Origin of the sequence: Ruegeria sp. 6PALISEP08 (genome assembly GCF_001238295.1) — a bacterium.
Lineage (GTDB): Bacteria > Pseudomonadota > Alphaproteobacteria > Rhodobacterales > Rhodobacteraceae > Ruegeria.
In genome coordinates this window covers 61,713-86,204 of the sequence record NZ_LGXZ01000009.1, presented here as the reverse complement: position 1 = coordinate 86,204, position 24,492 = coordinate 61,713, and the positions used below count along the sequence as shown (strand labels likewise).

Sequence of the window (24,492 nt, the reverse complement as noted above, 5' to 3'; positions counted from 1 at the left end):
ACCTTTTCAGGCGTTTTGGTCTGACAGGGCGTGATAGATATGGGTGAACGTGGCGGCCCCGATGATCGGGATCACCAGGTTCACCAGCGGCACTGAAAGTGGAATGGCCATCAATGTGCCCGCCACCCAGATCGTTGTCGAATGTTTGGAGCGTAGTTTACGAGCCCCTTCGCGCCCGATCCTACGCATCGCTGCAAGGGTGAAGTATTCCCGCCCCAGCAAGAATCCGTTCATCGCCCAGAAGATGAAAGGCGCAAGCGGGGTGAAAATCGCATAGAGGATCAGCGCCAGCAGGTTTGCGACAATCAGAACGCCAAGAAAACTGAGGCCGTCCATTAGCGCCTCTGAGACCGGGATACGCCGTGCGGGCGGCAAAGCTGAAAAATGCTTGTCCTCAACCGCCTGTGCAACCTCGTCCAGAAAGATCGAGGTGATGGCCGATGCGACCGGCACCATCAGAAAAACGGGCAGGATCAGGACCAGTACGATCCCGGAATAGTTCAGAACGTCGTTCAGCCAGGGTACGGCACCGATGAAGGGCAGGGATATCTCACTGCCCGACAACCAGTTGATCAGCCAGATCGCCCCCGCACAGGCAACAATCAAAAGTAGGATCGTCAATCCCACACCGCGCAGCAAAACGGCGCGAAACTTAGGGTCTCCGGTCTGGCCAAGTGCGCTGAAAAAGGCGTTCAGGATGATCATTCCGTGACCCATTCCGTCAAGGCCGCCACGTCGGGTCGCGGGCGTTCCGGCGGGGCTGTTCCTTCGGTTGCGATGTGAATCAACCCAGCCACACGTTCGTTTTCTGCAAGTCCAAATGCGTCGACGCAGAAGTCGCGATCATGTGTTTGCCAGCCTGACAGCCAATTCGCGCCCCAACCCGTTGCCAGCGCTGCGTTCAGGAGGGCCAGGCAGACCGCGCCTGCGGAATAGGTTTGTTCAATGGCAGGAATTTTTTCGGACGGTTTTTGCACTTCGATGACTGCAACCGCCAGATGCCCCAAATCGAACTGGCTTCGCGCTTTGGCGATGTCTTCCGGGCTTTTTCCCAGCTTGTGACCACATGCTTCGGTCAAAGTCGCCAAACGTGGCATGGAACCTTTTTCCAGAACGATAAAGCGCCAAGGCTCAAGTTTACCGTGATCGGGGCTGCGCGCGGCAGCGGTGAGCAAGGGCAGCAATTCGTCCCGTGTCGGGGCCGGTGCGATCAGTGTCTTGGCGGGCCGGGACCGGCGCGACTGCAAAAACTCCAGAGCGGCGGGGCTTTTCAGGGACATATGTTAACTTCCTTTACATCACGACTCTGTATCTTGGTCGGCAACTTGCCCGTTTCAAGGGTGTGCCGATGCATTGCGTGGATCATTTTCATTCCGACGCCTGTCATGCAAGACTTTGAAGAAAAAGGGGTGGCTATGGTAAAACCCAAACTGCGCGACTTGCCCGACCTCAGCGCGCTGACACAGGTCGGGGCTACACTGAACGTAAAGGTGACGCCCAAGGCGGCACGGGATCGGGTGATCTGTGAAGAAGATCAGATCAGGGTGTTCGTGACCGCCCCGCCCGAGAACGGCAAAGCCAATCAGGCGGTTCTGGTATTGCTTGCCAAGTGCCTTGGTATTGCCCCCTCGACGCTTACTCTGAAACAGGGGCAGACCGCGCGGAACAAGGTCTTTGTCTATGACCCCTGAGGCCCGGTTTCGCGTATCTGATAAACGCCCTCGGGCAGATCCAGCGCGGCGGCCAGATCGCGCACCTGTTCCGGTGACAGGGTGATCTTCTGAACCTGTTCAGTGCGCGGGTCCAATTGCTCAAGGGTAACGCATTCAGCGAAATTGTTGATCACAACGTCTTCCTGCAAAGGCTTTTCGCCTTCGTCCACAAGTGTAATGACCGTCGAGTCGAATTCATGCTCAATCGAAAACATAGGGCCACAGTGCAAGCCACGGTGACGCAATGCAAGCCGTTCCTTGCCAGGTGTGATGTGGTCTCTCCGGATGGGGCGTACTATGTTGAAATGGCGGACCGATTGGCCCAAAGGATGCGACATGCGCAGATGCTTTATTTTACTGTTGTCCCTGCTGCTGGCGGCCTGTGCGCAGGATACGCTGCGGGTGCAAACATCCGAAGATTGGGTTAGGGATGAGCCAGGTTCTGGTCCTGAGATTCAGACCTTTCAGCAGGTTAGTCAGGCCATCGGAGCCGAGGCACGCAAGCAGTGTCTGAAACAACCTGGACGCAAGAATTGTGAGTTCAGGGTTCTTGTCGATCTGAATCCGCGCGCCCAGGCCAACGCGTTTCAAACACTGGATGAGAACGGGCAGCCAGTGATCATTTTCACGCGGTCGATGATCCGATCTGCTCAGAACGCCGATGAGCTTGCCTTTGTCATGGGGCATGAAGCGGCGCATCACGTTTTGGGGCATATCGCCCGGCAAAGCGAGAACGCCAGCGCCAGCGCAGCAGAGTTTGGTAGACGAGAGCAGTTGCGCGGCGGTGATGCGGCCGCCATAGAAGAGGCGCAAAAGCTGGGGGCCAAGGTTGGTGTTCAAGCTTATCTGAAGGATTTTGAGCTGGAGGCAGACCAGTTGGGAACGATCATAACATACGATGCGGGATACAATCCTCTGGTTGGAGCGAAGTTCTTTGAACGGATTCCGGACCCCGGCGACAAGTTTCTGGGAACTCACCCGCCAAATGCGCAGCGCGTTCAGATTGTGATCAAAACGGCGGCACAGTTGGGCCTGACACAATGACCGGTCTTGTGCGTTTGGGGGTGATCCTGACGGATCGAGGCTCGAAATATGCGGTGTCCGGGGCCACCGTAGCGTCACGAACCGAGATTGATGCCGTGCTGGATGACCTGAAATCGGACAAAAGCTATGCCAAAGCGACCCACAACACCTGGGCCGCAAATTTGCCGACCGGCGCGTTGAAGGCCGATGACGGGGAAAGTGGGGCAGGCATGGTGATCCTGCGCATGATCGAAAGGGCGGGGTTGCAGAACCACGTGATCATTGTCACCCGCTGGTATGGCGGCAAAAAACTGGGTGGGGACCGGTTTCGCAGGGTTCAGGACGCCACCCGCGCTTATCTAGATCACATCGGTGTCGCATCTTGACCTGTGTCAATGTTTGAAGATGCAGATTCGCTACCCTTTTGACAAAGCGCGAAAGGAAAGGAACCGACATGCCCACTCGAGAGACCTTGCGGCTCCACGCCGGTTTGGTGGACGACATGGCCAGAAAGCTGGACATCGATCTTGAAGAAGCTGCCATTGGCGGCTCGGTTTCCGTGGACCAGATATCCGAGGCGGTATTGCGATGCACGGATTGTCCGAACCCCGGGCATTGTCAGGCTCTGCTGAGTCAAGCAACCGCCGTACAGGGGACGCCGGAATATTGCCGGAACCAGGAATTACTCCATAAACTTATGCCATGAATTGAAAGTATGCCATGCCACAACTGGGCAATATCATGACCCATCTGCGTCTGGTGCTGCGCATGGGTCAGGCCACCGGAACCGATTTGGCGGTGGCATATCGCAAGGGGCATCTGAACCACGAAGAATGGGCCGAGATCGTGCAGCAATGTCGCGGTTGTGCGTGGGCCCATGACTGTCCGGAATGGCTGGAACAGCGTGATCAGATCGAACAGGCACCAAGTACCTGCCCGAACACAGAGCGATTCGCTGCTCTCAAGGCCCAACAATTGGAGCAAGCGTGATGGCGCAGATCACATTGGGCGAGATTGAACAGCATTTCTGGCTTACACGCTCTGTCTCGCGTTGCATGGGTATTTCCCTGACCGAGGCGATGGCAGAGGGCCGCCTGTCACCCGAAGGTTACGCCGAATTGGTCACGCGTTGTCGCGCCTCGAACTGCGAAGGGCAGTGTGCCTTGTGGCTGGCAGATCAGAAGACTTTGGCCAACAAAGCCCCGGAATTCTGCGCAAATGCCGAGACCTTGAATGGGTTGAGAACCTGATCACAGCTTGTTGTGACTGCCGTCGCATAAAGGCTGCTTGGCGCTGTGTTTGCATCCACAAAAAAAGACCTTTTTGCTGGTGTCAGCGGTGTATTTCAACGGCTCAAACCCGCTGCCTTTGTGGGACCCGTCACAAAACGGTTGCCGCGAAGATTTTCCACATGAGCACCAAAAATAGGTTTTCCCTTCGATAACCTCGACCGGAAACGGTGATTTCTGGGCAATGTTTGGCGCGTCTGACATATGGCTTCTCCGTCTTTGGCTGATGTCGAGACAACAGTTTAGATCAAAGCCGCCAAAAGAGTAGCTTTGAGGCTGCAGAGATCAGCCTTTCCTGCCTGAACTGGCATGGTTTCGCCCTGAGTCACAAAGACGTGATCGATTCAGTTGCCAGATCGAAGTTCAGCCCGTATTCTGGTTATGGCCCCGAAAAGCTGGGCAATATCAGAAAAGTAATAGAGGATTGACGGACATGAAACTGAAACTCGCTGCCGTTGGCGCATTTGCTCTGATCCTGACTGCTTGCGCGCAGCAGGAAGAACCGACACCTGTTTATGTACAGCCCAGCTATGACAAAGCCGGCACACCCAGTTGCCCAGGCGGATATCAACTTGCCACAACCGAGGCTGGCCAGACGGTCTGTGACCCGATTACTCAATAAGCCTTTAGCAGGCGGTCCATGACCGGACCGCCTGCACATTGTTCGATGGACAGCCGCCTTTGAGGCGGCTTTCTGTTTGTACCAAACGCACATCGTTCGGCGGTTCAGTATTTTTTGAAGCCGTATTTGTGCTTGAACCTGAACGATTTGAACTTGTGCCGTTTGATCTGCCTATAAGGCACATGTCCGATCACGCGCCGTTTCGGTGTGTGAAAGCGATGTGTTTTGGGATGCTTTTTGTGGTGCACCTGCGGGTGTTCGGCATGTGCCTTGGATTTGGGCACAAGATAATATCGCTTGATCTTGAGGTGGCCGGTACTCTGAAGGCTGAAATTTTTGCCGCTGACCGCGATCCAGCCGGTGGGGCCGCCCGGTGCAGTTTGCGCGGTAGAGGGCGTTGCAAGACATAACGCGGCGATCAGGAACACCACGCCGTTCAGGACAAGTTTGACGTATCGAGACATGAAACCCTCCGTAGGTGGCTTTCAGTCTAAGATCGGGTCTTTTTGTGTGTTCGACCAATAAACTTGCTTCACGCTTTGCCCATCTGCGGTGAAACGGGTGGGCGGAATAGCCTTAAGCGAGCTTGCCCCAAAGATCGTATTCTCCGGCTTCGTCCACCTCAACCGTGACGATATCTCCGGGATTAAGGGCTTCGAAACCTTCATCAATGAACAGGTTGCCGTCAATCTCGGGCGCGTCTGCCTTGGTGCGGCAGGTGGCGGCCTCGTCATCGACCTCATCCACGATCACCTGCAGGGTCTGGCCGACCTTGGCCGCCAGTTTGGCCTCGGAAATCGCCTGCGCCTTTTCCATGAAACGTTCCCAGCGCTCTTGCTTGACCTCGGCCGGGACGTGATCGGGCAGGTCGTTCGACCGCGCGCCGTCCACATTTTCGTACTGAAAGCAGCCGACGCGATCGAGCCGTGCTTCGTCCATCCAGTCCAGCAGGGTCTGGAATTCGGCTTCGGTCTCGCCGGGATAGCCGACGATAAAGGTCGATCGCAGGGTGATGTCCGGGCAGATGTCGCGCCAGGCCTGGATTTCATCCAGCGTTTTGGCCGCAGCAGCCGGGCGGGCCATACGTTTCAGAACGTCCGGGTGGGCGTGTTGGAAGGGGATATCCAGGTAAGGCAGCACATTGCACCCGGCATCGGCCATCAGCGGGATCAACTCGCGCACATGCGGGTAGGGGTAGACGTAGTGTAGGCGTATCCAGGCCTCCAGCTGCCCCAGTTCTCGTGCCAGATCGGTGATATGGCTCCGCACGTCGCGGTCTTTCCACGGGTTCACATCATATTTCCGGTCCAGCCCATAGGCCGAGGTGTCCTGCGAGATCACCAGCAGCTCACGCACGCCGTTATCGACCAGCTTTTCCGCCTCGCGTAGAACGGCGTGGGCCGGGCGGCTGGCCAGTTTACCACGCATATCGGGGATGATGCAGAACTTACATTTATGATTACAGCCTTCCGAGATCTTCAGATAGCTATAGTGGCGCGGGGTCAACTGCACGCTGCTGGCTGGCAGCAGATCGACAAACGGATCGGGCGCGGGGGGAACCGCGACATGCACCGCATCCAATACTTGCTCGTATTGATGCGGTCCGGTAACGGCCATGATGCGGGGATGATGTTCCCGAATGTAATCCGGTTCCGCTCCCAGGCATCCTGTGACGATGACCTTGCCGTTTTCAACCAGCGCCTCTCCGATCGCGTCCAGCGATTCCGCCTTGGCGCTGTCGAGGAACCCGCAGGTGTTCACAATGACGGCATCAGCCCCGGCGTAATCGGGCGAAATGCCGTATCCTTCGGCGCGAAGTCGGGTCAGGATGCGTTCGCTGTCAACCAACGCCTTTGGGCAACCCAGCGACACCATGCCGATGGTCGGCTGGTTGGAATGGGGGGTCTCGGTGATCCGGGCGGCAGGCGCCAGGTCGGGGCGGAGGTTTGGCGGGTTCGTCGTCATGCGCGGCATATAGTGGGGAACGCTTCCCCTTGCAAATGTGACGTGTGATTTGAATGATCATGGCAAAGATAAGCCAAAAGGCGGAGAGCAGATCATGAAGTGGGTGATGCGCATCCTGTTTGTTGTTGTGGCGGTGGTCGGGCTGGTAATCGGTGCGCTGCTGCTGATGCCCGGGGACAAACTGGGCGCGATCCTGGCAGAGCAAGTAAAGGCGCAAACCGGGCGGGATCTGACGTTGAGCGGTGACGTGCGCCTGTCCTTCTGGCCTGTGCTGGGTATGGAAACTGGTCCGGTGCGGTTCGGAAACGCCAGCTGGGCTGGACCCGAGCCGATGCTGAGCGCAGACAGCCTTGCCGTAGGCGTAGACGCCGCCGCGTTGTGGAACGGCGATCTGAGGATCAAACGCGTATTTGCAGACAACCCTGTCCTGCGGTTAGAGCAATCAGAGGGTCGCGTTAATTGGGAACTTGGCGCACCGGCGACTACCCCGGTTGCTGGCACGGCTGGGGGCGTTGCGCCTGCAGAGCCAGCAGGTGAGGTCACCCTGGACCAACTGGAGTTGACCGACGCGCGGCTGATTTACGTAGAGAACGGTGTGACACAGATGGATTTCTCTGGTGTGACAGTGTCTGCAAGTTGGCCCCAGGTCGCAGCCCCCATGATCATGCAGGCCACAATGGCGGTGCCCGGAGGGGCCGTCGAAGTGGATCTGAAAATTCCGGACCTTCCCGCATTTTCCAATGGGGATGTGACCGCCTTGGAACTGGCTTTGACTGCGCCGGGGGGCGAGATTGGTTTTGACGGTCGAGTTAATCTGGCCGGTGAAATGGACGGAACCACCAAGGTTGTGGCGCGGAATAGTGAGAAGATGTTCGGCGCTCTTGGTCAGACCGGTGTGCACATCCCGCTGGGGCTGGGTACTGAGGCAAATATCGCTGCGCATATGACTTATACCAAGGATGGCCGGATTTCCTTGCGGGATATGACCGCGCAACTGGATGACAACCGATTCGTGGGAGAGGCGGATATCACTATCTCGGATCCTCCACAGATCGTGGCGCGGCTGGATGCGGGTGATCTGGATCTTTCGCGGATTTCTGAAACAGAGCCTACCCAGGGCGATGCGTCGCCGCCAAGTGCACCGGCAGCGGACGGGTGGTCGCAAGAACCAATTGATGCATCCGCTTTGGCACTGGCGAACGGCAAAATCCGTTTGACGGCAAACTCGATCGCCGTTCCGGGCATGACATTTGGCAAAAGTGATCTGACACTGTCGCTGGATCGATCACGCGCGGTGCTGGAAATGCACCCGGCCACGTTGTTTGCGGGTCAGCTGAGCGGGCAGGTGATTGCCAACAATCGCAACGGTCTGTCCGTGGGCGGCAACATCAAAGCTAATGGGATGGATCTGAAACAGGCGCTGACCACACTGGCCGGGGTTGAACGTCTGTCGGGCACGGCTGCGGGAAGTTTGGAGTTTCTGGGCGTTGGCCAGTCTGAGGATCAGATCATGCGCTCCCTCAGCGGCAAGGGAAATCTGGATGTCGGGACAGGTGTAATATCCGGTTTTGATCTGGACCGCCTGATGGGGCAGGGGGCCGGATCGGGCGGAACAACCGTTTTCAACAGCCTGACTGGAAGCTTCACCATGGATCAGGGTGTCTTGACAAACAACGATCTGCTCATGTCGCTGAAGAACTACCGCGCTGATGGGGCGGGCAAGATTGGGCTGGGCGCACGGGATATTGACTACATTTTCACACCCGTGGCGCTTCGGGCCAATTCCGGACAGGGAATTTCAGTGCCGGTACGCATCGTTGGTCCGTGGAGCAACCCGTCGATCAAGCCAGACCTGACCAAGGTCATCGAGGCGGCGGCAGATGTGAAGGTCAAGGAGCTGGAAGACGACGCCAAGCAGAAGGTCTTTGAGAAGGTCGGGAATGAATTGGATACGACCATCACCGACAGCGATCAGATCGAAGATGCGCTGAAGAACAAGCTTGAAGAAGAGGCAAAGAAAGGTCTGCTCAAGCTGTTTGGCGGCGATTGAGCAACCGATGGGCTTGGGGCGTGGAGATGCCCCAAGCCATTATCTTCAGATGGTCTGGTCGTAGTCGCCAACGCCGGGCTCGGTCCGGATGACGGCGTCGATATCGGCAAAGATCGCGCGCATCTCAGCCTCGCTTTCGCTGCTTTCACAGACAACCACCAGATTGGGGGTGTTGGACGAGGCCCGTACCAGCCCCCAACTGCCATTGTCCAGAATGACGCGTGCGCCGTTCACGGTGACAACCTCTTTGATCGAACGGCCTGCGAGGGACTCGCCCGCCTCACCTTTGGCAACCAGCTTGTCGACCAGACGCTTGAGGATATCGTATTTCTCGGTATCCGCGGCATAGGGTGACATGGTGGGGGTCGACCAGGTCTTGGGCAGCGCCTTGCGCAGGTCCGACATGCTCTGACCCGCGTTGCGGTCCATCAGTTTGCAGATCTCGACCGCCACGCGCATACCGCAGTCATATCCGCGCCCGACCGGCTCGGCCAAGAAATAGTGGCCTGACTTTTCGAACCCGGCCAGCGCGTCGATTTCCTTGACCCGCCGTTTCATGTGGCTGTGGCCAGTTTTCCAGTAATCCACCTTGACGCCCAAAGCCTGCAATTCTGGGTCGCTGGCAAACAAACCGGTGGATTTCACATCCGCGACAAAGGTCGATCCGGGGTACAGCTTGGCCAGATCGCGGGCCATGATCACGCCCACCTTGTCGGCGAAAATCTCTTCACCTTCGTCATCGACAACACCGCAGCGGTCGCCGTCCCCGTCAAACCCCAGCGCCATATCGGCGCCGCTGGATTTCACCGTGGCGGCCATGTCGTGCAACATCTCCAACGCTTCGGGGTTCGGGTTGTAATTGGGGAAGGTATAGTCCAGCCGATTGTGGCTGGGCACGACTTCGACCCCGATCCGCTCGAAAATCTCGGGCGCAAAGGCCGAGGCAGTACCATTGCCAGTGGCACAAACCACTTTCAGCGGGCGGGACATTTTGAAGTCGCCCACCAGGTCGTCGATATAGGCTTCTTTTACGCCTTCAACGAACTCATACGAGCCGCCCTCATGGGGCTGCCCTTCGCCGTTCAAAACGATGTCACGCAGTTCCGACATTTCGTCCGGGCCATGAGTCAAAGGACGGTCAAAGCCCATTTTTACACCGGTCCAGCCGTTGGGGTTGTGGCTGGCAGTGACCATGGCCACGGCGGGCACGTCCAGATGAAACTGCGCGAAATAGGCCATAGGGCTCAGCGCGGGACCAATATCTTTCACGCGGATACCGGCCTGCATCAGACCAAGGATCAGCGCGTTTTTGATTGCCAGCGAGTAATCGCGATAGTCATTGCCAACGGCGATCACGGGCTCGATCCCTCGCCTGCGCATCTGGGTGCCCAGCCCCAGGCCCAGTGCGGTCATTCCGGGCAAGTTGATCTCTTCAGGGTACTTCCAGCGAGCGTCATATTCGCGAAACCCGGTGGGTTTGATCATCGCGTCGCGCAGAAAGCTCCAGGTGTTTGGGGTCACCTCGGGGAGGGGTTTGGTCATAACGGGTCTCAATCTTTAGATCTGAATAGGATTCGCTTTGGCCAGCGCATCAAAGCGCATCAGTGTGTCAACGAGTTGGGGCATCTGGTCCAACGGGATCATGTTGGGACCGTCCGAAGGCGCGGTGTCAGGGTCCTGATGCGTTTCAATGAAAACAGCGCCAATACCCAGCGAAACGGCCGCTCGGGCCATAACAGGCGCAAACTCACGTTGTCCACCGGACGAGCCACCTTTGCCACCGGGTTGCTGTACCGAATGTGTTGCATCCATGACCACAGGATAGCCGGTCTTTGCCATCTGGGGCAGGCCACGCATGTCAGCCACCAAGGTGTTATACCCAAACGAGGTGCCGCGTTCGGTCAGCAGGATGTTCTGGTTTCCGGTGCTTTCGACCTTGTCGACAATATTCGTCATCTCCCAAGGAGCAAGAAACTGGCCTTTCTTGACGTTAACGGCCTTACCGCTTTCCCCCGCAGCCAGCAACATGTCGGTCTGACGGCACAGAAACGCTGGGATCTGCAGTACATCCACAGCCTCGGCCGCGATGGCGCATTGTGCCTCGGTGTGAACATCAGTGAGAACAGGGATGCCCATCGTCTTGCGGATATCATCCAGTACCTGCAACCCCGCGTCGATTCCCATGCCGCGCTTGCCAGACAGCGAGGTCCGGTTGGCCTTGTCATAAGACGCCTTGAACACATACTGCGCACCAGCCGCATCGCAGGCTTCTTTCATTTTTCCCGCAATCATTTGCGCATGGTCTGCCGTTTCCAGCTGACAAGGGCCGGCAATGATGGTCAGCGGAAGGTCGTTGCCGACTGTATGGTCGGAGATTTTTACATGTTTCATGGTCTTATGAGGATACCTGTTCACGAAGGACCGACGCGGTAAGCGAGATCATGAGGTAGATACCAGCAAACAACAGGAATGCCAAAATCGTATTTTCGAACTTGCGCGGATAGCTGGGTTCCTGACTGGGAATAGGGTTCACCGAGACGGTCAGATATCGCACCTGCCGGTTCGCTTCAGATCGGGTGGCTTCCATTTGCTGCATTGCGGTTTGCAGCATCATGTCACGCGTCGTCAGATCAGCCTGAGCAATCTGTATTCGCACGCTCAAGCGGGCCAGCGAGTTTTCGCCGTCTGAGGCATCCTGCATTTCGGCATTCAGCTCCTCCAGCACTTTTTCCAGCCGGGCGATGTCGGCCTGAACACCATCAACTTTGGCTTTGTTCGGACGCAGATTGTCCAGCAGGGCCGCAAGCTCAAGCTCCTTGTCCTGAACCAGCACCTCGATCTCGTTGATTCGGCTTCGCAAACTGGCGATCACGTTTTCCGGGTCCAGCACCGCGCCCTGAAGCTGAAGCTCAATCAGTTCTTCCTGCGCCTCTTTGCGTGCTTCCTGCGCGGCCTCAAAACTTTCCAATGCATCGCGCATCTGATCTTCGCGCTTCTTGCCGGACAGGGCATTCACCCGGTTCTCGGAGTAAGAGATCAAACGTTCCGAGAACTCGGTTGCGGTTTGCGCATCTGGGGCGGCGACCTCCATCCGGATGACCCCTTCGGTTGGATCATAGCCGATGGTGATCATACGTTTGAACAGCTTATAGGCGTCTTCCAGTGTTGCATCAGGTGCCAGTCTCTGGATCGGATCGATCCAGTCCTGTTTGAAGACCTCCGAAAACCCGGCATCGCGGTCCAGCAGCAACAACGCTTCTTTCGATTCCAGGAAAGACTGAACTGAAATGGAATCCTGAGTGGTCGCAAATTGCGTCCCGGCCAGCAAGCCACCGACACTGCCCGGCCCGCCATCTGCCTGCAGGATCAAAAACTCAGAATCGCTGGCATACATCGGGGTGGCGATGCGGTAGAAATAGAACCCCACGACAAAGGTCGGCAGAAAGACAAAAACGGCCAGACGGGCAAACAAGGCAAACAGTTTGCGTTGGCGTCTGCGCGCAATGTCTTTCTGGATTTCCCCAATCTCTAGGTTGCGCCGTTCAGCCGGGCTGAGCTCGGGGCCCGGCAGATTGGTTTTCTTAGCACCCACGGCCTGCGGCAGCTTTATGCTAACCTTGTCGTTGGGGCCCTTGTCGTCGCTTTGAGTCGAGGGTTTGGCCGCAGCGAGGTCCAGCAGATTTGTGCGCTGGAACGGGTCGATGCCTTTCTTGCGCAGCAGCCGTACGGCATCATAATCCGAGGTCGCAGCCAGCCCATGTTTCTGCGCTAGCCGTCGCGCGATGCGCAATTGCCGTCCTGTCAGGCCCTCGCGTTTGATGTCGTCCAGCTGCTTGCCGGGCTGCGCCTCATCCACGGGGGCTTGTCCCTGCGTTGCGTTGCGAATGCGCGAGATTGCATCGGCCCGCGCCTCGGCCGAACCTTCGGCCTGGTTGTTACGGCGCCAGCTGTACTTTCTAACCTTGGGTTTCGTAGTCATATAGCTGCTTAGCCTCTTCCAAGGAGTCAAACATGTACAATTGCCCGTCCAGCAAAACGGCGGCTTGCTGAGCGAATTTCTCCAACACAGTCGGGCTGTGCGATACGATGACCAGCGTTGTGGTCCGTAATCTTTCTTTCAGGATGGACCCGGCCTTTTCGTTGAACTCGACATCCGTTGTCGCGGGCATCCCTTCGTCGATCAGATACATGTCGAAATCCAGCGCCAGCATCAAAGAAAATGTGAACCGCGATCGCATCCCCGAGGAATAGGTCGCAAGCGGCTGATCAAAATACTCGCCCAACCCGCAGAGCCATTTGCAATAGGCTTCGATATAATCCGGGTCCATTCCGTAGATCTTGGCTATGTAGCGCGCGTTCTCAAGCGCTGACAGTTTTCCCGACACGCCGCCGGTGAACCCCATCGGAAAAGACACACGACACTCGCGGCGGATCACGCCTTCGTCGGCTTTTTCCAGGCCGGCCATCATGTTGATAAGTGTAGTTTTTCCGGTGCCGTTTGGGGCCAGAACCCCCAGCGATGTACCCAGCTCGACCCGGAACGAGACCTGATCCAGAATCACCTTGCGGCGCGTTCCGGTCCAGAAGGACTTGCTGACATTGTCGAACTCTAACATTCGGGGCCTGCTGCTCGTGTTCCGTGGTGTTGCCGTTCTTTCAGACGGCCTGAAAGAGTTATTTTTACCGATCCATGTTGGCTACATTATGTCGAATTATGAAACAAATGATCAATGCGTTGCGGTAAAACCTGTGACAACCTGATTGGCGGTGTGACCGTTGGGCCTTATGTTCCCGATTGTGACACTTGGGCCATAAGAGGTTTTGAAATCCGGTGAACAGTCTTGCCGACGAAATTCGCACCTGTCGCCTCTGTGCTGACAGGTTCGCGCAAACCGAAACAGCGCATGAACCACGCCCGGTCGTCTGGTTTCGTGCTGGCACGCCCATTTTGATCGCAGGGCAGGCTCCGGGCGCGCGGGTGCACGAGTCTGGGCGGCCCTTTACCGACCCGTCAGGCGACAGGCTTCGGCACTGGTTGGGGATTGATGACACGATCTTCTATGATCGCGACCGTGTGTCAATTGTACCCATGGCGTTCTGCTTTCCCGGATATGATGCCCGCAACGCTGACCTTCCGCCGCCCGCCTTGTGCCGCAAGACCTGGCATGATCGGGTGATGCAGGATTTGGGTCAGGTGCCACTGACCGTGCTGGTCGGAGGTCACGCGCATAAATACCACCTTGGCGCGCGCGGTTCTGTAACAAACACCGTGCAAAGCTGGCAGGACCATGCGCCGCGGGTCTTTGCCTTGCCTCATCCGTCCTGGCGCAATACGGCATGGTTGAAGAAAAACCCGTGGTTCGAAGCTGAACTGCTGCCGGTTTTGCGTGCGCGGGTCCAAGAGGTGCTGAATGACTGAAACCACAGCGTTGGACACAGCGCATGCCGCGATGCAGGCGGATTCGCAGAGTGATGCTGCCCGGCTGCGTTTCTTCGAACGGCTTGCCGACAGCGAACTGTTTCTGATGCTGACCGAAGAAGCGCGGGGCGAGAATATCTCGCCCGAACTGTTCGACGTGGCCGACGGGCGCTTTGTGCTGGTCTTCGACCGAGAAGAGCGGCTGGCGCAGTTTGCCGGACGGCCCGTGCCTTACGTCGCGCTTTCGGGGCGGGTTCTTTCAGGGATGCTGGCTGGGCAGGGGATTGGGCTGGGCCTGAATCTGGAAACGGCGCCATCTTCGATGCTGGTGCCAGCAGAGGCTTTGGGTTGGTTGGCTGAAACGCTGCAACACAGTCCGCAAGAGGTCGAGGAAAAGCTGGCTGAATTCATGCCACCCTCCGACTTGCCTGATAACTTGCTGACCGCTTTGGATGCCAAGCTGGCAACCGCAGGCGGGTTGGCCGGCGCGGCCTATTTGGTTGCAACCAAGTCAGAGGCTGGCGCGCAGGGGCATTTGTTGGGATTTGTCGATGTGGTTGACGGGGCCGAGACCGCTCTGGCCAAGGCCGCGTCCGAGGCGCTTACCTTTTCCGGGATTGAGGCGGGCGCGATGGATGTTGGTTTCTTCACCGCCAATGAGACCGCCGCCGCGCTGCTGGCCAAGGTGGGTCTTCGGTTTGACCTGCCCAAGTCGCAAGCGGCTGAGCCGGTACGGGAAGTCCCCGGCAGCAACCCGGACAATCCGCCAATTCTGAAGTAACGGACAAGACGCAAACACGCGGCGCAAGCTGCACCGCGTGTTATTCGACGAGGGCTGTGATTATTCTGCAGCCGCTTCCAATTTGTCCTGCGTGCGGGTTTCGAAATCGCTGGCGTCATGGCGCTCGTGAAGCTGCGTGTGCGACTCGCCAAAGGCGCGGTTGACCATACGACCACGCTGAACTGCTGGGCGCGCGTCGATCTCCTTGGCCCAACGCATGACGTTCTTGTACGATTCAACGTCCAGGAACTCGGCAGCGCTGTAGAGGCGACCCAGAACCAACTGACCATACCACGGCCAGATCGCCATGTCGGCAATCGTATACTCGTCGCCTGCGATGAAGGTTTTACCCGCCAATTCCTGATCCAGAACGTCCAGCTGTCTCTTGGCCTCCATCGCGAAGCGGTTGATCGGGTATTCCCATTTCTCGGGTGCATAGGCGTAGAAATGGCCGAACCCGCCACCCAGGTAGGGCGCGCTGCCCATCTGCCAGAACACCCAGTTCATCACTTCGGTTCGCTCCGGACCGGATTCGGGCAGGAACGCGCCGAACTTTTCGGCCAGATGGAACAGGATCGAGGCGCTTTCAAAGACACGAACTGGTTCTTCGCCCGACCGGTCCAAAAGAGCGGGGATTTTTGAATTCGGGTTGGCACCAACAAAGCCCGAGCCAAACTGATCGCCCTCACCGATGTTGATCAGCCAGGCGTTGTATTCCGCTTCTTCATGGCCCAGCGCCAACAGCTCTTCCAGCATCACGGTGACTTTTACACCGTTGGGTGTTGCCAACGAATACAGCTGAAAGGGATGACGCCCGGTTGGCAGGTCCTTGTCATGGGTGGCCCCAGCAATTGGACGATTGATGTTGGCGAATTGTCCGCCACTTTCACTGTCCCAGGTCCAGACCGTTGGAGGGGTGTACGGGGATTGGTCGCTCATCTCTTGCCTTTCTTCCCTAATTTGCGGGGCCGTGCCCACGGCTGCCTTACAGCTAATGTTGCAGTCTGCAGAGTCCAACCCAGTCTATCCGGCTAATTTTGTAATAATCCACGAGCAATCTCTCACGTTTTCTCGTTCGGGGTCACAGCGCCGTTAGGTGGACTACGAACTGGGCGGGAATCGCATATTGTCTTCTCAGACCAGCCAATACGGCGTCACCGAGACAGTTGACACGAAAAGGATAGATCACATGAAACGCTTCGCAATGACATTCGCCGGGGCCTTGTTCTTGGCCATTCCGGCCTTTGCTGGCCCACAATATGTTGACGGCACTGGCTTTGCCGTCTCGGGCTATGACGTTGTCGCCTATCGCAATCTGGAACAGGTGCCTGTTGGCCAGTCGCAGCCGGAAGGCGTGCGGGGCAAAGCCGACATCACCGCGGAACACAACGGTTCAACCTGGGCTTTCGCGACCGAGGAAAACCGCGACAAATTCCTGGAAAACCCGGCCTATTACGCACCGCAATATGATGGGCACTGCGCTTATGGTGTGTCGCGCGGTGGTAAAGTTCCGGCAAACCCAAACCTGTGGCGGATTGTGGACGACAAGCTGTACCTGAACATCACCGATGTGGTTGTCGGGTTCTTCGAAGAAGACATCCCGGGCAACATCAATCTCGCTGAAGGCAACTGGCCGGGTATCGAGCCCACGGATGCCTCGACCAGCGTGATCCCGAAATTTACTTCGGAAGGTCCGGTTTCCAATTGATCCGGTACTGAAAGATCAAAGCCCGGCTTGTTTAAGCCGGGCTTTTGCGGTTAGCCAGCAAGCCAGAACTGATCCCGAATATCCTGATCGGCGTCAAATCTGATCCGTACACTCTTGGCCCCGGGAAACTTGCGTTCACGGATGGTATCGGGAATAACCACTTCTCCGGCGCCGGTATCCTTGGACTGAAAGCTCAGAATTTCCGCCTCGGTATGCCGCGTACCGCTCAGGACCGTAGTGGGCAGGGCCACGCGATTTGCCCCGTGGTGGACCGGCGTGGTGACAAAATAGGTCAAATGCCGCCCGTAACAGCCCACTGCATCGGGAACATGATCCGAGACACGCTCTTCGGGTATGTCGCACGCATCTGCTGCGCTATGCATATGCGATAGTACCTGATCAGGACTTAGCATTGCCTTGCAGGCGGCGATATCTTCTTGCGGCAGTTCAATGATCCGCTTTTTCAAACGCGGGCGGCGTGGCTGGGGCGGACCAGCGTTGCAGCCGCCTTTTTTTACCGATCCCTCCTTGCGCAGGAAATCATAAGCGGCCTTTGCGCGGGAAAACCCTGAACTGTCACCATCCCTGTGATCGGGATGCGAATGAAAGGCAATCTGCCGCCAGGCCTCTCTGATTTCGCTGGAACTGGCAGACGGGGATAAACCCAAATCTGCAAGGGCATCGCTGCGTGCCCGCACTTTATCAACAGGTTCCATACTCAATACACTCGTTACAAACTACACGTCCTCAGTGTCGCCAAGGTCATAGTTTTGTCAAATTCCCCAGCCGGTTTGCGTGGGTGCTGACAACAATCGCAACGAGGAGATTCAATTGTCCCGTAAAGCAGTGAATTCGCGAATGCGAGTGTGAAACAGTTCGCACAATATGGGGCGAAAATTGCCCTAGGTTGAACGTAACCTAAAAGAATCGTTTGGATTTTTGCGTCAGGCGACGTTTTCCAATTCAACACTCGGAGTGACGCCAAGCGCGAAACACACATCGCGTGTCAGTTCCGGGCGGTTCAAGGTGTAGAAATGCAGCTTGTCCACGCCGCCTTCGATCAGGTCTGAACACAGCTCTGTGCAGATCGCAGTCGCCAGCAGATCCTCGCGCTCGTCGCGCACTGCCTTTTCGAATGCCTGCTCGACCCATACAGGAATATGGGTACCGCAGCGCTTGGCGAAATTGCGAGCCCCCGACCAATTCTCGATTGGCAGAATGCCCGGCACGATCGGCTTGTCGATCCCAGCCTTTGCACAGGCGTCACGAAACCGGAAGAAGGTGTCGGCTTCGAAGAAAAACTGCGTCAGAGCTTCATCCGCGCCCGCATCAAGCTTGGCTTTCAGCCAGTCGACATCAGCAGCCATATCTGCGGCTTCAGGATGCGTGTCGGGATAAGCGCCGACACGGATGCTGAACATCTCGGTTTCGGCCAAGGCTTCGATCAGCTCAACCGAATTGGCAAACCCGTCGGGGTGGGGCGCGAATGTGTCCTGACCCTTTGGCGGGTCACCGCGCAAGGCGACGATGTCCTGTACACCGGCGCGTGCGAATGTATCCGCTATCTCAAGCGTTTCCTGTCGCGAAGCATCGACACAAGTCAGATGTGCAGCCACGTTCAACCCCGACGACTTATGCAGGGTCGCAACCGCGTCGCGTGTCAGTTCGCGCGTTGTACCGCCAGCGCCATAGGTGACCGAGACAAAGCGAGGGTCCAGCGGGGCCAAGGTCTGAACCGTGTCCCAAAGACGGAATGAGGCTTCCAGGGTTTTGGGTGGAAAGAACTCGAATGAAATTTCAGGTTTGGACATTGCAGCCTCGCTGGATCATCTGAGCCACTTGTGCCATGTCAGGCAATGTGAGACAAACTCATATTATTCAACAACAACATGAATGGTGTTCGAAATGCACATTGAATTCCGGCATCTGCGCACCATCAAGGCGATCCATGAATGCGGTGGACTGGCGCGTGCTGCGGACCAGTTGAATATCACCCAGTCCGCATTAAGCCATCAGATCAAAGGGTTGGAGGATCAGGCCGGGGTCGAGCTGTTTCTGCGCCGCTCCAAACCCATGAAACTGTCAGCCGCAGGGTTTCGATTGCTTCGATTGGCGGAACAGATCCTGCCGCAGGTCGAGGCCGCTCAACACGAATTTTCATCGCTGCGGGACGGGCGCACGGGGCGGATGCATATTGCGATCGAATGCCACGCCTGTTTCGAATGGTTGTTCCCCGTGCTCGAGTCCTTCAGAAAATCCTGGGGTGATGTTGATGTGGATATCCGCCCCGGCCTGGCCTTCGACGCCCTTCCGGCCTTGCAAAAGGAAGAGGTTGATCTGGTGGTCTCGTCCGACCCCGAAGACCTGCCGGGTGTCGAATTTGTTGAGTTGTTCGACTATCACGCTGTCTTTGTGGCGGCCTCGACCCATCCGCTGGCCAAGAATGAATTTATCGAGGCCGAGGATTTTCGGGGTCAAACCCTGATCACCTATCCGGTAGAGCGCACGCGTCTGGATGTGTTCAGCCAGTTGCTGATCCCCGCACGGGTTGAGCCTGCCACGATCCGGCAAGTGGAACTGACCGCAGTAATATTGCTGCTGGTGGCGTCAAACCGTGGGATCTCGGTCTTGCCGGATTGGGTCGTGCGCGAGGTCAAATACAACTCGGACTACGTCACCCGACCCCTGACGAAAGAGGGCATCACACGGCGCCTGTACGCTGCAGTCCGGTCTGAGGATCTGGAGAAACCCTATGTGCAGGAACTGGTGAAACTGGCCCGGGACGAAGCGCGCACGCTGCAATCCCAGTAACGGCGTTTGCGGCGGGTCCGTTATGCGTATCATTCCTCTTGGCAAGGACGCATTGCGGCAGTATACGCGCGGTTTGACCGGACAGGAGCCCTTTGACAATGGTTGGCAGTGCAAATCTCAACATCATGATCAAGGCCGCGCGCAAAGCGGGGCGTTCATTGGTCAAGGATTTCCGTGAAGTCGAGAATTTGCAGGTGTCGATGAAAGGCGCGGGCGACTTTGTCTCGAAAGCCGATATCGCCGCCGAAGCCATTCTGAAGGAAGAACTGCTGGGCGCGCGCCCGACCTATGGCTGGCTGGCCGAAGAAGGCGGCACGATTGACGGCGAAGACCCGACCCGCCGCTGGATTGTCGACCCGCTGGATGGTACCACCAATTTTCTGCATGGCCTGCCGCACTGGGCAATCTCCATCGCGCTGGAACATAAGGGCAAGATCGTTGCCGGTGTGATCTATGACGCTGCCAAGGACGAGATGTTCTTTGCCGAAAAAGGCGAAGGCGCATGGATGAACGATATGCGTATTCGCGTGTCAGGCCGTCACCGCATGATTGAATCGATCTTTGCGACTGGTCTGCCTTTTGGTGGGCGTTCGGACCTGCCCGCAACTCTGCAGGATCTGGCGCGTTTGATGCCCGCCTGCGCCGGTGTGCGCCGTTGGGGTGCTGCAGCGCTGGACATGGCGTATGTCGCCGCGGGCCGTTACGAAGGCTTCTGGGAACGTCGCCTGAACGCATGGGATCTGGCGGCGGGTATCATCATCGTCAAAGAAGCAGGCGGATTCGTGCAGGCACTGAACCCTGAAGGCAGTGTGCTGGAGGACGGTGAAGTGATCTGTTCGAACGAACCGATCTTTGATCAGTTCGCCAAGGTGATCAGGGCCTGACCCCCTTTTAACTTATCGACGCGGAACACGCGGTATGCGCGACTGTGACAGCTTGTACTTTGCTTCGGGGTGGGGCGGATGCCCATGGTTGCGGTCCCAGAACTGCACCCCTCCGCGCCGCAGCCATAGCGGTATGCACAGGATCAAGCCTACGGCAAACCCTCCGGTATGGGCCCAATAGGCGATGCCGCCTTCGTCCGGGTGGCTGGTGACGCTGCCAAAGAACTGTATTGCCAGCCAGACCCCCAGCATGATGAAGGCCGGAATGGTGAAGACCCTGAAATAGACGATCAGGATCAGCAGAATATCCACCCGTGCTTTTGGGAACAGCAGCAGATAGCCGCCCATCACGCCCGCAATCGCGCCCGAGGCCCCAACGGTCGGGACCTGAGAGGCCGGCCCGGTGATGATGTGAATGAGGCCCGCACCGATCCCGGCTGCCAGATAGAACAGCAGGAAGGGCAGGTGGCCCATCTCGTCTTCCAGATTGTCGCCGAAGATCCATAGAAACAGCATATTCCCGGCCAGATGCATCCAGCCGCCGTGCAGGAACATGGACGTCACCAAGGTTTCCAGTCCAAACCCGTCGCTGACCCGCGCCGGGATGATGGCGTAGTCGAAAAACAGCCTGCTGATCCTTGGCCCATCGTCCATGATACCAACATAGCTGAGGAAGATCAGAATGTTGGCGGCCAGCAGCGCGTAGACAACATAAGGCGTGCGCCCCGAAGGGTTATGGTCTCGGATCGGAAACATGGTGTGACGCTGGGCTTTTGCGCGCCCGGCGTCAAGGCAAGCTTATGCCGCACCTCCCAACAATGCAGCGTTTCCGCCCGCAGCGGTCGTGTCGACACAGACATGACGCTCGCCCAGAACGCGGGCGCGGTCGGGTTTGCCGGGGATCAGGGGCAGAATCGGGCCGTCGCGGCGCGCCAGATGCTGCTCGATCTGCCGGGCAGTTTGGTCATCTCCCCACCACAAAACGCCCGAGATACCGGTCAGGTTCTCTAACCGGTGCAGGTCAAGCATACCGGTCGCCTGAATGGCGATGCCACCCAGCGCCTGAACGGCTTCAGCCTGCGCCTGTGCGGCGATCTCTCCGGGTCCCATGCACAGCAATGGTGGGCGGGGGTATTCGCTCAAGCGGTTCGATTCTCCGGTCGGACCGGGCAATGACTGGGTTTTGACCGGCGCTGGTTGCCCTTGTGGCGCGGGCAGGTCAGCCACAGCGCTCCAAGTATCCGCCGTACTTTGACGGTCCGGCGCGCAGAACCGGGCCAAGTAGTTCGGCCCACCCGCTTTGGGGCCGGTGCCCGACAACCCTTCACCACCAAAGGGCTGAGAGCCGACAATAGCGCCGATCTGGTTGCGGTTTACATAGATGTTGCCCGCATGGATCGCCTCGGTCACATGCTGCACGCGGTCGTCGATGCGGGTGTGCAGGCCAAAGGTCAGGCCGTATCCGGTAGCATTGATATCGTCGATGATTTTGTCAATCTCCTGCGCCTTGAACCGGGCCACGTGCAGTACGGGGCCGAAGATCTCGCGCTCCAGTGCGGCAATGCCAGAAACCTCGATCAGAGTGGGTGCTACAAAGATCCCTTCGGCCGGCAGCGGAAGCTCTTTCAGAACCCGTCCCTCGCCGCGCGCCTTGGCCACATGGTCTGCGATGCCTTGGCGGGCCTGCTCGTCGATCACCGGGCCGCAATCGGTTGAGATCAGCCAGGGGTCCCCGATGCTCAGCGCGTCCATCGCTCCTTTGAGCATGGTCAGAACATCGTCGGCGATATCCTCCTGCAGGTACAGGCACCGCAGGGCTGAGCATCGCTGGCCCGCCGATTGGAAGGCGCTTTCAATGACCGACTGTACCGCCTGTTCAGGCAAGGCCGTGCTGTCGACGATCATGGCGTTCAGACCTCCGGTTTCTGCGATCAGAGGTGTTCCGGGACGCATAGATCCAGCCATCGCCGAACGGATCTTGAGCGCAGTGGCTGTCGACCCAGTAAAGGCCACGCCCGAGACGCGCTCATCCGACGTCAGAGCTGCGCCCACGGCAGGCCCACCCGGCAGCAGTTGCAGCGCATCTCGCGGTACGCCTGCCTCATGCATCAGCTGAATCGCGCGATGCGCAATCAAAGGCGTCTGAGGCGCAGGCTTGGCCAGAACCGCGTTTCCAGTGGCCAGCGCGGCCGAGATCTGCCCCGAGAAAATCGCCAGAGGGAAGTTCCAAGGGCTGATGCAGGTGAAAATTCCAGCGGGATTGGCCGCAGGAATGTTGGCCGCGTAATAGCGCAGGAAATCTACCGCTTCGCGCAGTTCGGAAACCGCGTCCGGCAGCGTTTTCCCGGCCTCGCGTGCCAAAAGGGCAAACAGCTCACCATAATGCGCTTCATATAGATCGGCGGCGGCGTTCAGAACGCGCGCACGCTCGGCAGCGGGCGCGTCCCAGGGGTTGGCCGAGGCCAGGGCAAGCTCTGCATCCGCCGCGCTGGCCGACGCAACGGCACCGGGCCTGTCCTGCGGGTTGGCCGGATTTGTGACAGGTTCTTCGGCTTCGGGCTTGGCCTTGTCAGCCAATAGGGGTTGAGCAAACCAATGCTGCGCCTGGAACCCATCCCGCGCCGCCTCGATCTGATCCAGAGTGGGCGTCTGGTGCAGATCAAACCCTTTGGAATTGGGACGTTCGGGTTGAAACAGCTCCGGCCCTTTCGGCAGCGCGGGCGGAGGTGTCTGCACAGTGACAAACGGATCGGCTGCAACCTCTTCCGGGGGCACGTTTTCATCGACGATCTGGTTGACGAAGGACGAATTCGCCCCGTTTTCCAGAAGGCGCCGCACCAGATAGGCCAGTAGATCGCGATGCGCCCCAACCGGTGCGTAGATTCGGCAGCGGGTATTTTGCTTGTCCATCACGATCTGATGCAGGGTCTCGCCCATGCCATGCAGACGCTGGAACTCGTAGGGCTGATCCTCGGCCATATGCAGGATGGCACTGACCGTGTGGGCGTTATGGGTGGCAAATTGCGGATATATCCGGTCCGTCATGTTCAGCAACTTGCGTGCATTGGCGATGTACGAGACATCGGTCGCTGCTTTGTGGGTGAAGACCGGAAACCCATCCACCCCCTCGACTTGCGCGCGTTTGATTTCGGTGTCCCAATAGGCGCCCTTGACCAGTCGCACCATCAGCTTGCGATCGTGACGTTCGGCCATGTCGTATAACGTATCCAGAACCAGCCCGGCGCGCGGGCCGTAAGCCTGAACCACGATACCGAATCCGTGCCATCCGGCGAGGGCCGGATCAGACATCACCGCCTCGATCACCTGTAGCGACAGCGACAGGCGATCTGCTTCTTCGGCGTCGACATTCAGGCCCATTCCGGCGGCCTTGGCCAGCAACGCCAGCGCACGCAGCCGTGGAACCAATTCGTCCATGACCCGCTGTTCCTGGGCCAGTTCATAGCGAGGATGCAGGGCCGACAGTTTTACCGAGATACCGGGATTGGCACGGATATCGTCATGGGTGCAGGCCTCGGCAATGGCCGAAATGGCGCGCGAATAGGACAGGTGGTAACGCGCGGCATCTGCGTCTGTCCGGGCCGCTTCGCCCAGCATGTCGTAAGAATAGGTATAGCCCTTTTCCTCCATCCCGCGGGCACGCTCCATAGCGGAGTGAATGGTTTCACCCAGAACGAATTGCCGCCCCATCTCTTTCATCGCGCGGGCTACGGCGGTGCGGATCACCGGCTCGCCCAGCCGTTTGATGGCCCCGCGCAACGCTCCGACCGGAGACGCCTTGCCCTCGTCCAGTACTTTACCGGTCAGCATCAGCGCCCAGGTCGACGCGTTCACAAGGGATGACGAAGATTGCCCCAAGTGCTTGCCCCAGTCTGAAGGTGCGATTTTATCTTCGATCAACGCGTCGATTGTGTCGGCATCCGGCACCCGCAGCAGCGCTTCGGCCAGACACATCAGGGCGATGCCTTCGTCGGTGGATAGGCCGTATTCGGCCAGAAACACCTCCATCAACCCTGGTGAGGTGCTGGAACGGATGTCGCGCACCAGCTGCGCTGCCGCAGAGCTGATGGCGCTGCGATCTGCATCCGTCAGGTTCGCCTGAGTGATCAGGGTGTCAAGGACAGCCGACTGATCGGCATAGGTTGGGGTATCGATGAGTGTGCGCAGGCTGTGTGACATGGGTCCTCCGGTCTTTGTGGTAATATAGGGG

At 57.9% G+C, this 24,492-nt stretch carries 28 protein-coding genes; 13 read left to right on the top strand and 15 right to left on the bottom strand.

What is annotated here, in order from left to right:
* Nucleotides 1–6 precede the first annotated feature (6 nt).
* Both ALB80_RS14375 and ALB80_RS14370 read right to left on the bottom strand, forming a co-directional pair.
* On the bottom strand, nt 7–705 hold the full coding sequence (locus ALB80_RS14375; RefSeq protein WP_172677898.1) for an EI24 domain-containing protein: 699 nt from the start codon (nt 703–705) through the stop codon (nt 7–9).
* On the bottom strand, nt 702–1,280 hold the full coding sequence (locus ALB80_RS14370; RefSeq protein WP_050604776.1) for a nitroreductase family protein: 579 nt from the start codon (nt 1,278–1,280) through the stop codon (nt 702–704). Before ALB80_RS14370 ends, ALB80_RS14375 begins: the two co-directional genes overlap by 4 nt.
* Before the next feature lie 135 nt (nt 1,281–1,415).
* Here ALB80_RS14370 and ALB80_RS14365 point away from each other — a divergent pair, with 135 nt between their 5' ends.
* Nucleotides 1,416–1,691, top strand: coding sequence for a DUF167 domain-containing protein (locus ALB80_RS14365; RefSeq protein WP_050604876.1), 276 nt, complete (start codon nt 1,416–1,418; stop codon nt 1,689–1,691).
* On the opposite strand, the gene ALB80_RS14360 is transcribed toward ALB80_RS14365, so the two are convergent.
* The gene (locus ALB80_RS14360) at nt 1,679–1,927 is read right to left on the bottom strand and encodes a hypothetical protein (RefSeq protein ID WP_050604775.1); all 249 of its coding nucleotides are present in this window, start codon (nt 1,925–1,927) and stop codon (nt 1,679–1,681) included. The genes ALB80_RS14365 and ALB80_RS14360 overlap by 13 nt on opposite strands.
* 121 nt (nt 1,928–2,048) lie before the next feature.
* Here ALB80_RS14360 and ALB80_RS14355 point away from each other — a divergent pair, with 121 nt between their 5' ends.
* From ALB80_RS14355 to ALB80_RS14335, 5 genes are all read left to right on the top strand, one after another.
* Nucleotides 2,049–2,756, top strand: a complete 708-nt coding sequence (locus tag ALB80_RS14355) for a M48 family metallopeptidase (protein ID WP_050604875.1) — start codon at nt 2,049–2,051, stop codon at nt 2,754–2,756.
* Complete coding sequence (locus ALB80_RS14350; protein ID WP_050604774.1) at nt 2,753–3,121, top strand: YigZ family protein; 369 nt, start codon at nt 2,753–2,755, stop codon at nt 3,119–3,121. Before ALB80_RS14355 ends, ALB80_RS14350 begins: the two co-directional genes overlap by 4 nt.
* Nucleotides 3,122–3,189: 68 nt before the next feature.
* Nucleotides 3,190–3,441: a DUF6455 family protein gene (locus ALB80_RS14345; RefSeq protein WP_050604773.1), complete on the top strand. Its 252-nt coding sequence runs from the start codon at nt 3,190–3,192 to the stop codon at nt 3,439–3,441.
* Between the two features lie 14 nt (nt 3,442–3,455).
* Nucleotides 3,456–3,725 (top strand): DUF6455 family protein, encoded by a 270-nt coding sequence (locus ALB80_RS14340; protein WP_050604772.1) that lies wholly within the window; start codon nt 3,456–3,458, stop codon nt 3,723–3,725.
* Entirely contained in the window at nt 3,725–3,985 is a 261-nt protein-coding gene (locus tag ALB80_RS14335) for a DUF6455 family protein (protein WP_050604771.1), read from the top strand. Before ALB80_RS14340 ends, ALB80_RS14335 begins: the two co-directional genes overlap by 1 nt.
* Here ALB80_RS14335 and ALB80_RS14330 read toward each other — a convergent pair whose 3' ends face one another.
* Entirely contained in the window at nt 3,986–4,228 is a 243-nt protein-coding gene (locus tag ALB80_RS14330; RefSeq protein ID WP_050604770.1) for a CDGSH iron-sulfur domain-containing protein, read from the bottom strand. It lies immediately after the preceding gene.
* Nucleotides 4,229–4,457: 229 nt separating this feature from the next.
* Between ALB80_RS14330 and ALB80_RS14325 the strand changes: the two genes are divergently transcribed.
* Nucleotides 4,458–4,646, top strand: a complete 189-nt coding sequence (locus ALB80_RS14325; RefSeq protein ID WP_050604769.1) for a hypothetical protein — start codon at nt 4,458–4,460, stop codon at nt 4,644–4,646.
* A gap of 104 nt (nt 4,647–4,750) precedes the next feature.
* On the opposite strand, the gene ALB80_RS14320 is transcribed toward ALB80_RS14325, so the two are convergent.
* Together ALB80_RS14320 and rimO are read right to left on the bottom strand one after the other, a co-directional pair.
* Nucleotides 4,751–5,110, bottom strand: coding sequence for a hypothetical protein (locus ALB80_RS14320; RefSeq protein WP_050604768.1), 360 nt, complete (start codon nt 5,108–5,110; stop codon nt 4,751–4,753).
* Nucleotides 5,111–5,222: 112 nt separating this feature from the next.
* The gene (gene rimO / locus ALB80_RS14315) at nt 5,223–6,611 is read right to left on the bottom strand and encodes a 30S ribosomal protein S12 methylthiotransferase RimO (RefSeq protein ID WP_050604874.1); all 1,389 of its coding nucleotides are present in this window, start codon (nt 6,609–6,611) and stop codon (nt 5,223–5,225) included.
* A 94-nt stretch (nt 6,612–6,705) separates the two neighbouring features.
* Here rimO and ALB80_RS14310 point away from each other — a divergent pair, with 94 nt between their 5' ends.
* Nucleotides 6,706–8,661 carry an AsmA family protein gene (locus ALB80_RS14310; protein WP_050604873.1) on the top strand — a complete coding sequence of 652 codons (1,956 nt, stop codon included), beginning with the start codon at nt 6,706–6,708 and terminating at the stop codon, nt 8,659–8,661.
* A 45-nt stretch (nt 8,662–8,706) separates the two neighbouring features.
* Here the strand turns inward: ALB80_RS14310 and ALB80_RS14305 are convergent, their stop codons facing one another.
* Genes ALB80_RS14305 through ALB80_RS14290 form a run of 4 tightly spaced genes read right to left on the bottom strand, consistent with a single transcriptional unit; the run spans nt 8,707 to nt 13,277 of the window.
* A complete protein-coding gene (locus tag ALB80_RS14305; protein ID WP_050604767.1) occupies nt 8,707–10,203 on the bottom strand; it encodes a phosphomannomutase/phosphoglucomutase in 1,497 nt (498 codons plus the stop codon).
* Nucleotides 10,204–10,218: 15 nt separating this feature from the next.
* Nucleotides 10,219–11,052 carry a 3-deoxy-8-phosphooctulonate synthase gene (gene kdsA / locus ALB80_RS14300; RefSeq protein WP_050604766.1) on the bottom strand — a complete coding sequence of 278 codons (834 nt, stop codon included), beginning with the start codon at nt 11,050–11,052 and terminating at the stop codon, nt 10,219–10,221.
* A 4-nt stretch (nt 11,053–11,056) separates the two neighbouring features.
* Nucleotides 11,057–12,640: a capsule biosynthesis protein gene (locus ALB80_RS14295; protein ID WP_050604765.1), complete on the bottom strand. Its 1,584-nt coding sequence runs from the start codon at nt 12,638–12,640 to the stop codon at nt 11,057–11,059.
* On the bottom strand, nt 12,618–13,277 hold the full coding sequence (locus ALB80_RS14290) for an ABC transporter ATP-binding protein (RefSeq protein WP_050604764.1): 660 nt from the start codon (nt 13,275–13,277) through the stop codon (nt 12,618–12,620). The genes ALB80_RS14295 and ALB80_RS14290 overlap by 23 nt, the downstream gene beginning before the upstream one ends.
* A 215-nt stretch (nt 13,278–13,492) precedes the next feature.
* On the opposite strand from ALB80_RS14290, the gene ALB80_RS14285 reads away from it, so the two are divergent.
* Both ALB80_RS14285 and ALB80_RS14280 read left to right on the top strand, forming a co-directional pair.
* Complete coding sequence (locus ALB80_RS14285; protein WP_050604763.1) at nt 13,493–14,080, top strand: uracil-DNA glycosylase family protein; 588 nt, start codon at nt 13,493–13,495, stop codon at nt 14,078–14,080.
* On the top strand, nt 14,073–14,861 hold the full coding sequence (locus tag ALB80_RS14280) for an SseB family protein (protein WP_050604762.1): 789 nt from the start codon (nt 14,073–14,075) through the stop codon (nt 14,859–14,861). Before ALB80_RS14285 ends, ALB80_RS14280 begins: the two co-directional genes overlap by 8 nt.
* A gap of 60 nt (nt 14,862–14,921) precedes the next feature.
* Here ALB80_RS14280 and yghU read toward each other — a convergent pair whose 3' ends face one another.
* Complete coding sequence (gene yghU, locus ALB80_RS14275) at nt 14,922–15,800, bottom strand: glutathione-dependent disulfide-bond oxidoreductase (RefSeq protein WP_050604761.1); 879 nt, start codon at nt 15,798–15,800, stop codon at nt 14,922–14,924.
* 250 nt (nt 15,801–16,050) lie between these two features.
* Here yghU and ALB80_RS14270 point away from each other — a divergent pair, with 250 nt between their 5' ends.
* Complete coding sequence (locus ALB80_RS14270; protein WP_050604760.1) at nt 16,051–16,569, top strand: YHS domain-containing (seleno)protein; 519 nt, start codon at nt 16,051–16,053, stop codon at nt 16,567–16,569.
* Nucleotides 16,570–16,619: 50 nt separating this feature from the next.
* Here ALB80_RS14270 and ALB80_RS14265 read toward each other — a convergent pair whose 3' ends face one another.
* Both ALB80_RS14265 and metF read right to left on the bottom strand, forming a co-directional pair.
* Complete coding sequence (locus ALB80_RS14265) at nt 16,620–17,285, bottom strand: J domain-containing protein (RefSeq protein ID WP_050604759.1); 666 nt, start codon at nt 17,283–17,285, stop codon at nt 16,620–16,622.
* A gap of 228 nt (nt 17,286–17,513) precedes the next feature.
* Entirely contained in the window at nt 17,514–18,380 is an 867-nt protein-coding gene (gene metF / locus ALB80_RS14260; protein WP_050604758.1) for a methylenetetrahydrofolate reductase [NAD(P)H], read from the bottom strand.
* A 94-nt stretch (nt 18,381–18,474) separates the two neighbouring features.
* Here metF and ALB80_RS14255 point away from each other — a divergent pair, with 94 nt between their 5' ends.
* The gene (locus tag ALB80_RS14255; RefSeq protein ID WP_050604872.1) at nt 18,475–19,380 is read left to right on the top strand and encodes a LysR family transcriptional regulator; all 906 of its coding nucleotides are present in this window, start codon (nt 18,475–18,477) and stop codon (nt 19,378–19,380) included.
* A gap of 98 nt (nt 19,381–19,478) precedes the next feature.
* Complete coding sequence (locus ALB80_RS14250) at nt 19,479–20,264, top strand: inositol monophosphatase family protein (protein ID WP_050604757.1); 786 nt, start codon at nt 19,479–19,481, stop codon at nt 20,262–20,264.
* Nucleotides 20,265–20,276: 12 nt separating this feature from the next.
* On the opposite strand, the gene ALB80_RS14245 is transcribed toward ALB80_RS14250, so the two are convergent.
* Together ALB80_RS14245 and putA are read right to left on the bottom strand one after the other, a co-directional pair.
* Nucleotides 20,277–21,020, bottom strand: coding sequence for a rhomboid family intramembrane serine protease (locus tag ALB80_RS14245; protein WP_050604756.1), 744 nt, complete (start codon nt 21,018–21,020; stop codon nt 20,277–20,279).
* Between the two features lie 42 nt (nt 21,021–21,062).
* On the bottom strand, nt 21,063–24,461 hold the full coding sequence (gene putA / locus ALB80_RS14240) for a bifunctional proline dehydrogenase/L-glutamate gamma-semialdehyde dehydrogenase PutA (RefSeq protein WP_050604755.1): 3,399 nt from the start codon (nt 24,459–24,461) through the stop codon (nt 21,063–21,065).
* Nucleotides 24,462–24,492 lie beyond the last annotated feature (31 nt).

What these genes read in the sequence shown, in the direction of transcription:
- ALB80_RS14365 (WP_050604876.1), top strand. Translation starts at nt 1,416, where the DNA reads ATGGTAAAACCCAAACTGCGCGACTTGCCCGACCTCAGCGCGCTGACA.
- ALB80_RS14265 (WP_050604759.1), bottom strand. Translation starts at nt 17,285, where the DNA reads ATGGAACCTGTTGATAAAGTGCGGGCACGCAGCGATGCCCTTGCAGAT.
- ALB80_RS14360 (WP_050604775.1), bottom strand. Translation starts at nt 1,927, where the DNA reads ATGTTTTCGATTGAGCATGAATTCGACTCGACGGTCATTACACTTGTG.
- ALB80_RS14280 (WP_050604762.1), top strand. Translation starts at nt 14,073, where the DNA reads ATGACTGAAACCACAGCGTTGGACACAGCGCATGCCGCGATGCAGGCG.
- ALB80_RS14340 (WP_050604772.1), top strand. Translation starts at nt 3,456, where the DNA reads ATGCCACAACTGGGCAATATCATGACCCATCTGCGTCTGGTGCTGCGC.
- ALB80_RS14335 (WP_050604771.1), top strand. Translation starts at nt 3,725, where the DNA reads ATGGCGCAGATCACATTGGGCGAGATTGAACAGCATTTCTGGCTTACA.
- ALB80_RS14325 (WP_050604769.1), top strand. Translation starts at nt 4,458, where the DNA reads ATGAAACTGAAACTCGCTGCCGTTGGCGCATTTGCTCTGATCCTGACT.
- ALB80_RS14255 (WP_050604872.1), top strand. Translation starts at nt 18,475, where the DNA reads ATGCACATTGAATTCCGGCATCTGCGCACCATCAAGGCGATCCATGAA.
- ALB80_RS14345 (WP_050604773.1), top strand. Translation starts at nt 3,190, where the DNA reads ATGCCCACTCGAGAGACCTTGCGGCTCCACGCCGGTTTGGTGGACGAC.
- ALB80_RS14290 (WP_050604764.1), bottom strand. Translation starts at nt 13,277, where the DNA reads ATGTTAGAGTTCGACAATGTCAGCAAGTCCTTCTGGACCGGAACGCGC.
- metF (WP_050604758.1), bottom strand. Translation starts at nt 18,380, where the DNA reads ATGTCCAAACCTGAAATTTCATTCGAGTTCTTTCCACCCAAAACCCTG.
- ALB80_RS14305 (WP_050604767.1), bottom strand. Translation starts at nt 10,203, where the DNA reads ATGACCAAACCCCTCCCCGAGGTGACCCCAAACACCTGGAGCTTTCTG.
- ALB80_RS14375 (WP_172677898.1), bottom strand. Translation starts at nt 705, where the DNA reads ATGATCATCCTGAACGCCTTTTTCAGCGCACTTGGCCAGACCGGAGAC.
- rimO (WP_050604874.1), bottom strand. Translation starts at nt 6,611, where the DNA reads ATGACGACGAACCCGCCAAACCTCCGCCCCGACCTGGCGCCTGCCGCC.
- ALB80_RS14310 (WP_050604873.1), top strand. Translation starts at nt 6,706, where the DNA reads ATGAAGTGGGTGATGCGCATCCTGTTTGTTGTTGTGGCGGTGGTCGGG.
- ALB80_RS14270 (WP_050604760.1), top strand. Translation starts at nt 16,051, where the DNA reads ATGAAACGCTTCGCAATGACATTCGCCGGGGCCTTGTTCTTGGCCATT.
- ALB80_RS14350 (WP_050604774.1), top strand. Translation starts at nt 2,753, where the DNA reads ATGACCGGTCTTGTGCGTTTGGGGGTGATCCTGACGGATCGAGGCTCG.
- kdsA (WP_050604766.1), bottom strand. Translation starts at nt 11,052, where the DNA reads ATGAAACATGTAAAAATCTCCGACCATACAGTCGGCAACGACCTTCCG.
- putA (WP_050604755.1), bottom strand. Translation starts at nt 24,461, where the DNA reads ATGTCACACAGCCTGCGCACACTCATCGATACCCCAACCTATGCCGAT.
- ALB80_RS14320 (WP_050604768.1), bottom strand. Translation starts at nt 5,110, where the DNA reads ATGTCTCGATACGTCAAACTTGTCCTGAACGGCGTGGTGTTCCTGATC.
- ALB80_RS14245 (WP_050604756.1), bottom strand. Translation starts at nt 21,020, where the DNA reads ATGTTTCCGATCCGAGACCATAACCCTTCGGGGCGCACGCCTTATGTT.
- ALB80_RS14355 (WP_050604875.1), top strand. Translation starts at nt 2,049, where the DNA reads ATGCGCAGATGCTTTATTTTACTGTTGTCCCTGCTGCTGGCGGCCTGT.
- ALB80_RS14250 (WP_050604757.1), top strand. Translation starts at nt 19,479, where the DNA reads ATGGTTGGCAGTGCAAATCTCAACATCATGATCAAGGCCGCGCGCAAA.
- ALB80_RS14330 (WP_050604770.1), bottom strand. Translation starts at nt 4,228, where the DNA reads ATGTCAGACGCGCCAAACATTGCCCAGAAATCACCGTTTCCGGTCGAG.
- ALB80_RS14370 (WP_050604776.1), bottom strand. Translation starts at nt 1,280, where the DNA reads ATGTCCCTGAAAAGCCCCGCCGCTCTGGAGTTTTTGCAGTCGCGCCGG.
- ALB80_RS14295 (WP_050604765.1), bottom strand. Translation starts at nt 12,640, where the DNA reads ATGACTACGAAACCCAAGGTTAGAAAGTACAGCTGGCGCCGTAACAAC.
- yghU (WP_050604761.1), bottom strand. Translation starts at nt 15,800, where the DNA reads ATGAGCGACCAATCCCCGTACACCCCTCCAACGGTCTGGACCTGGGAC.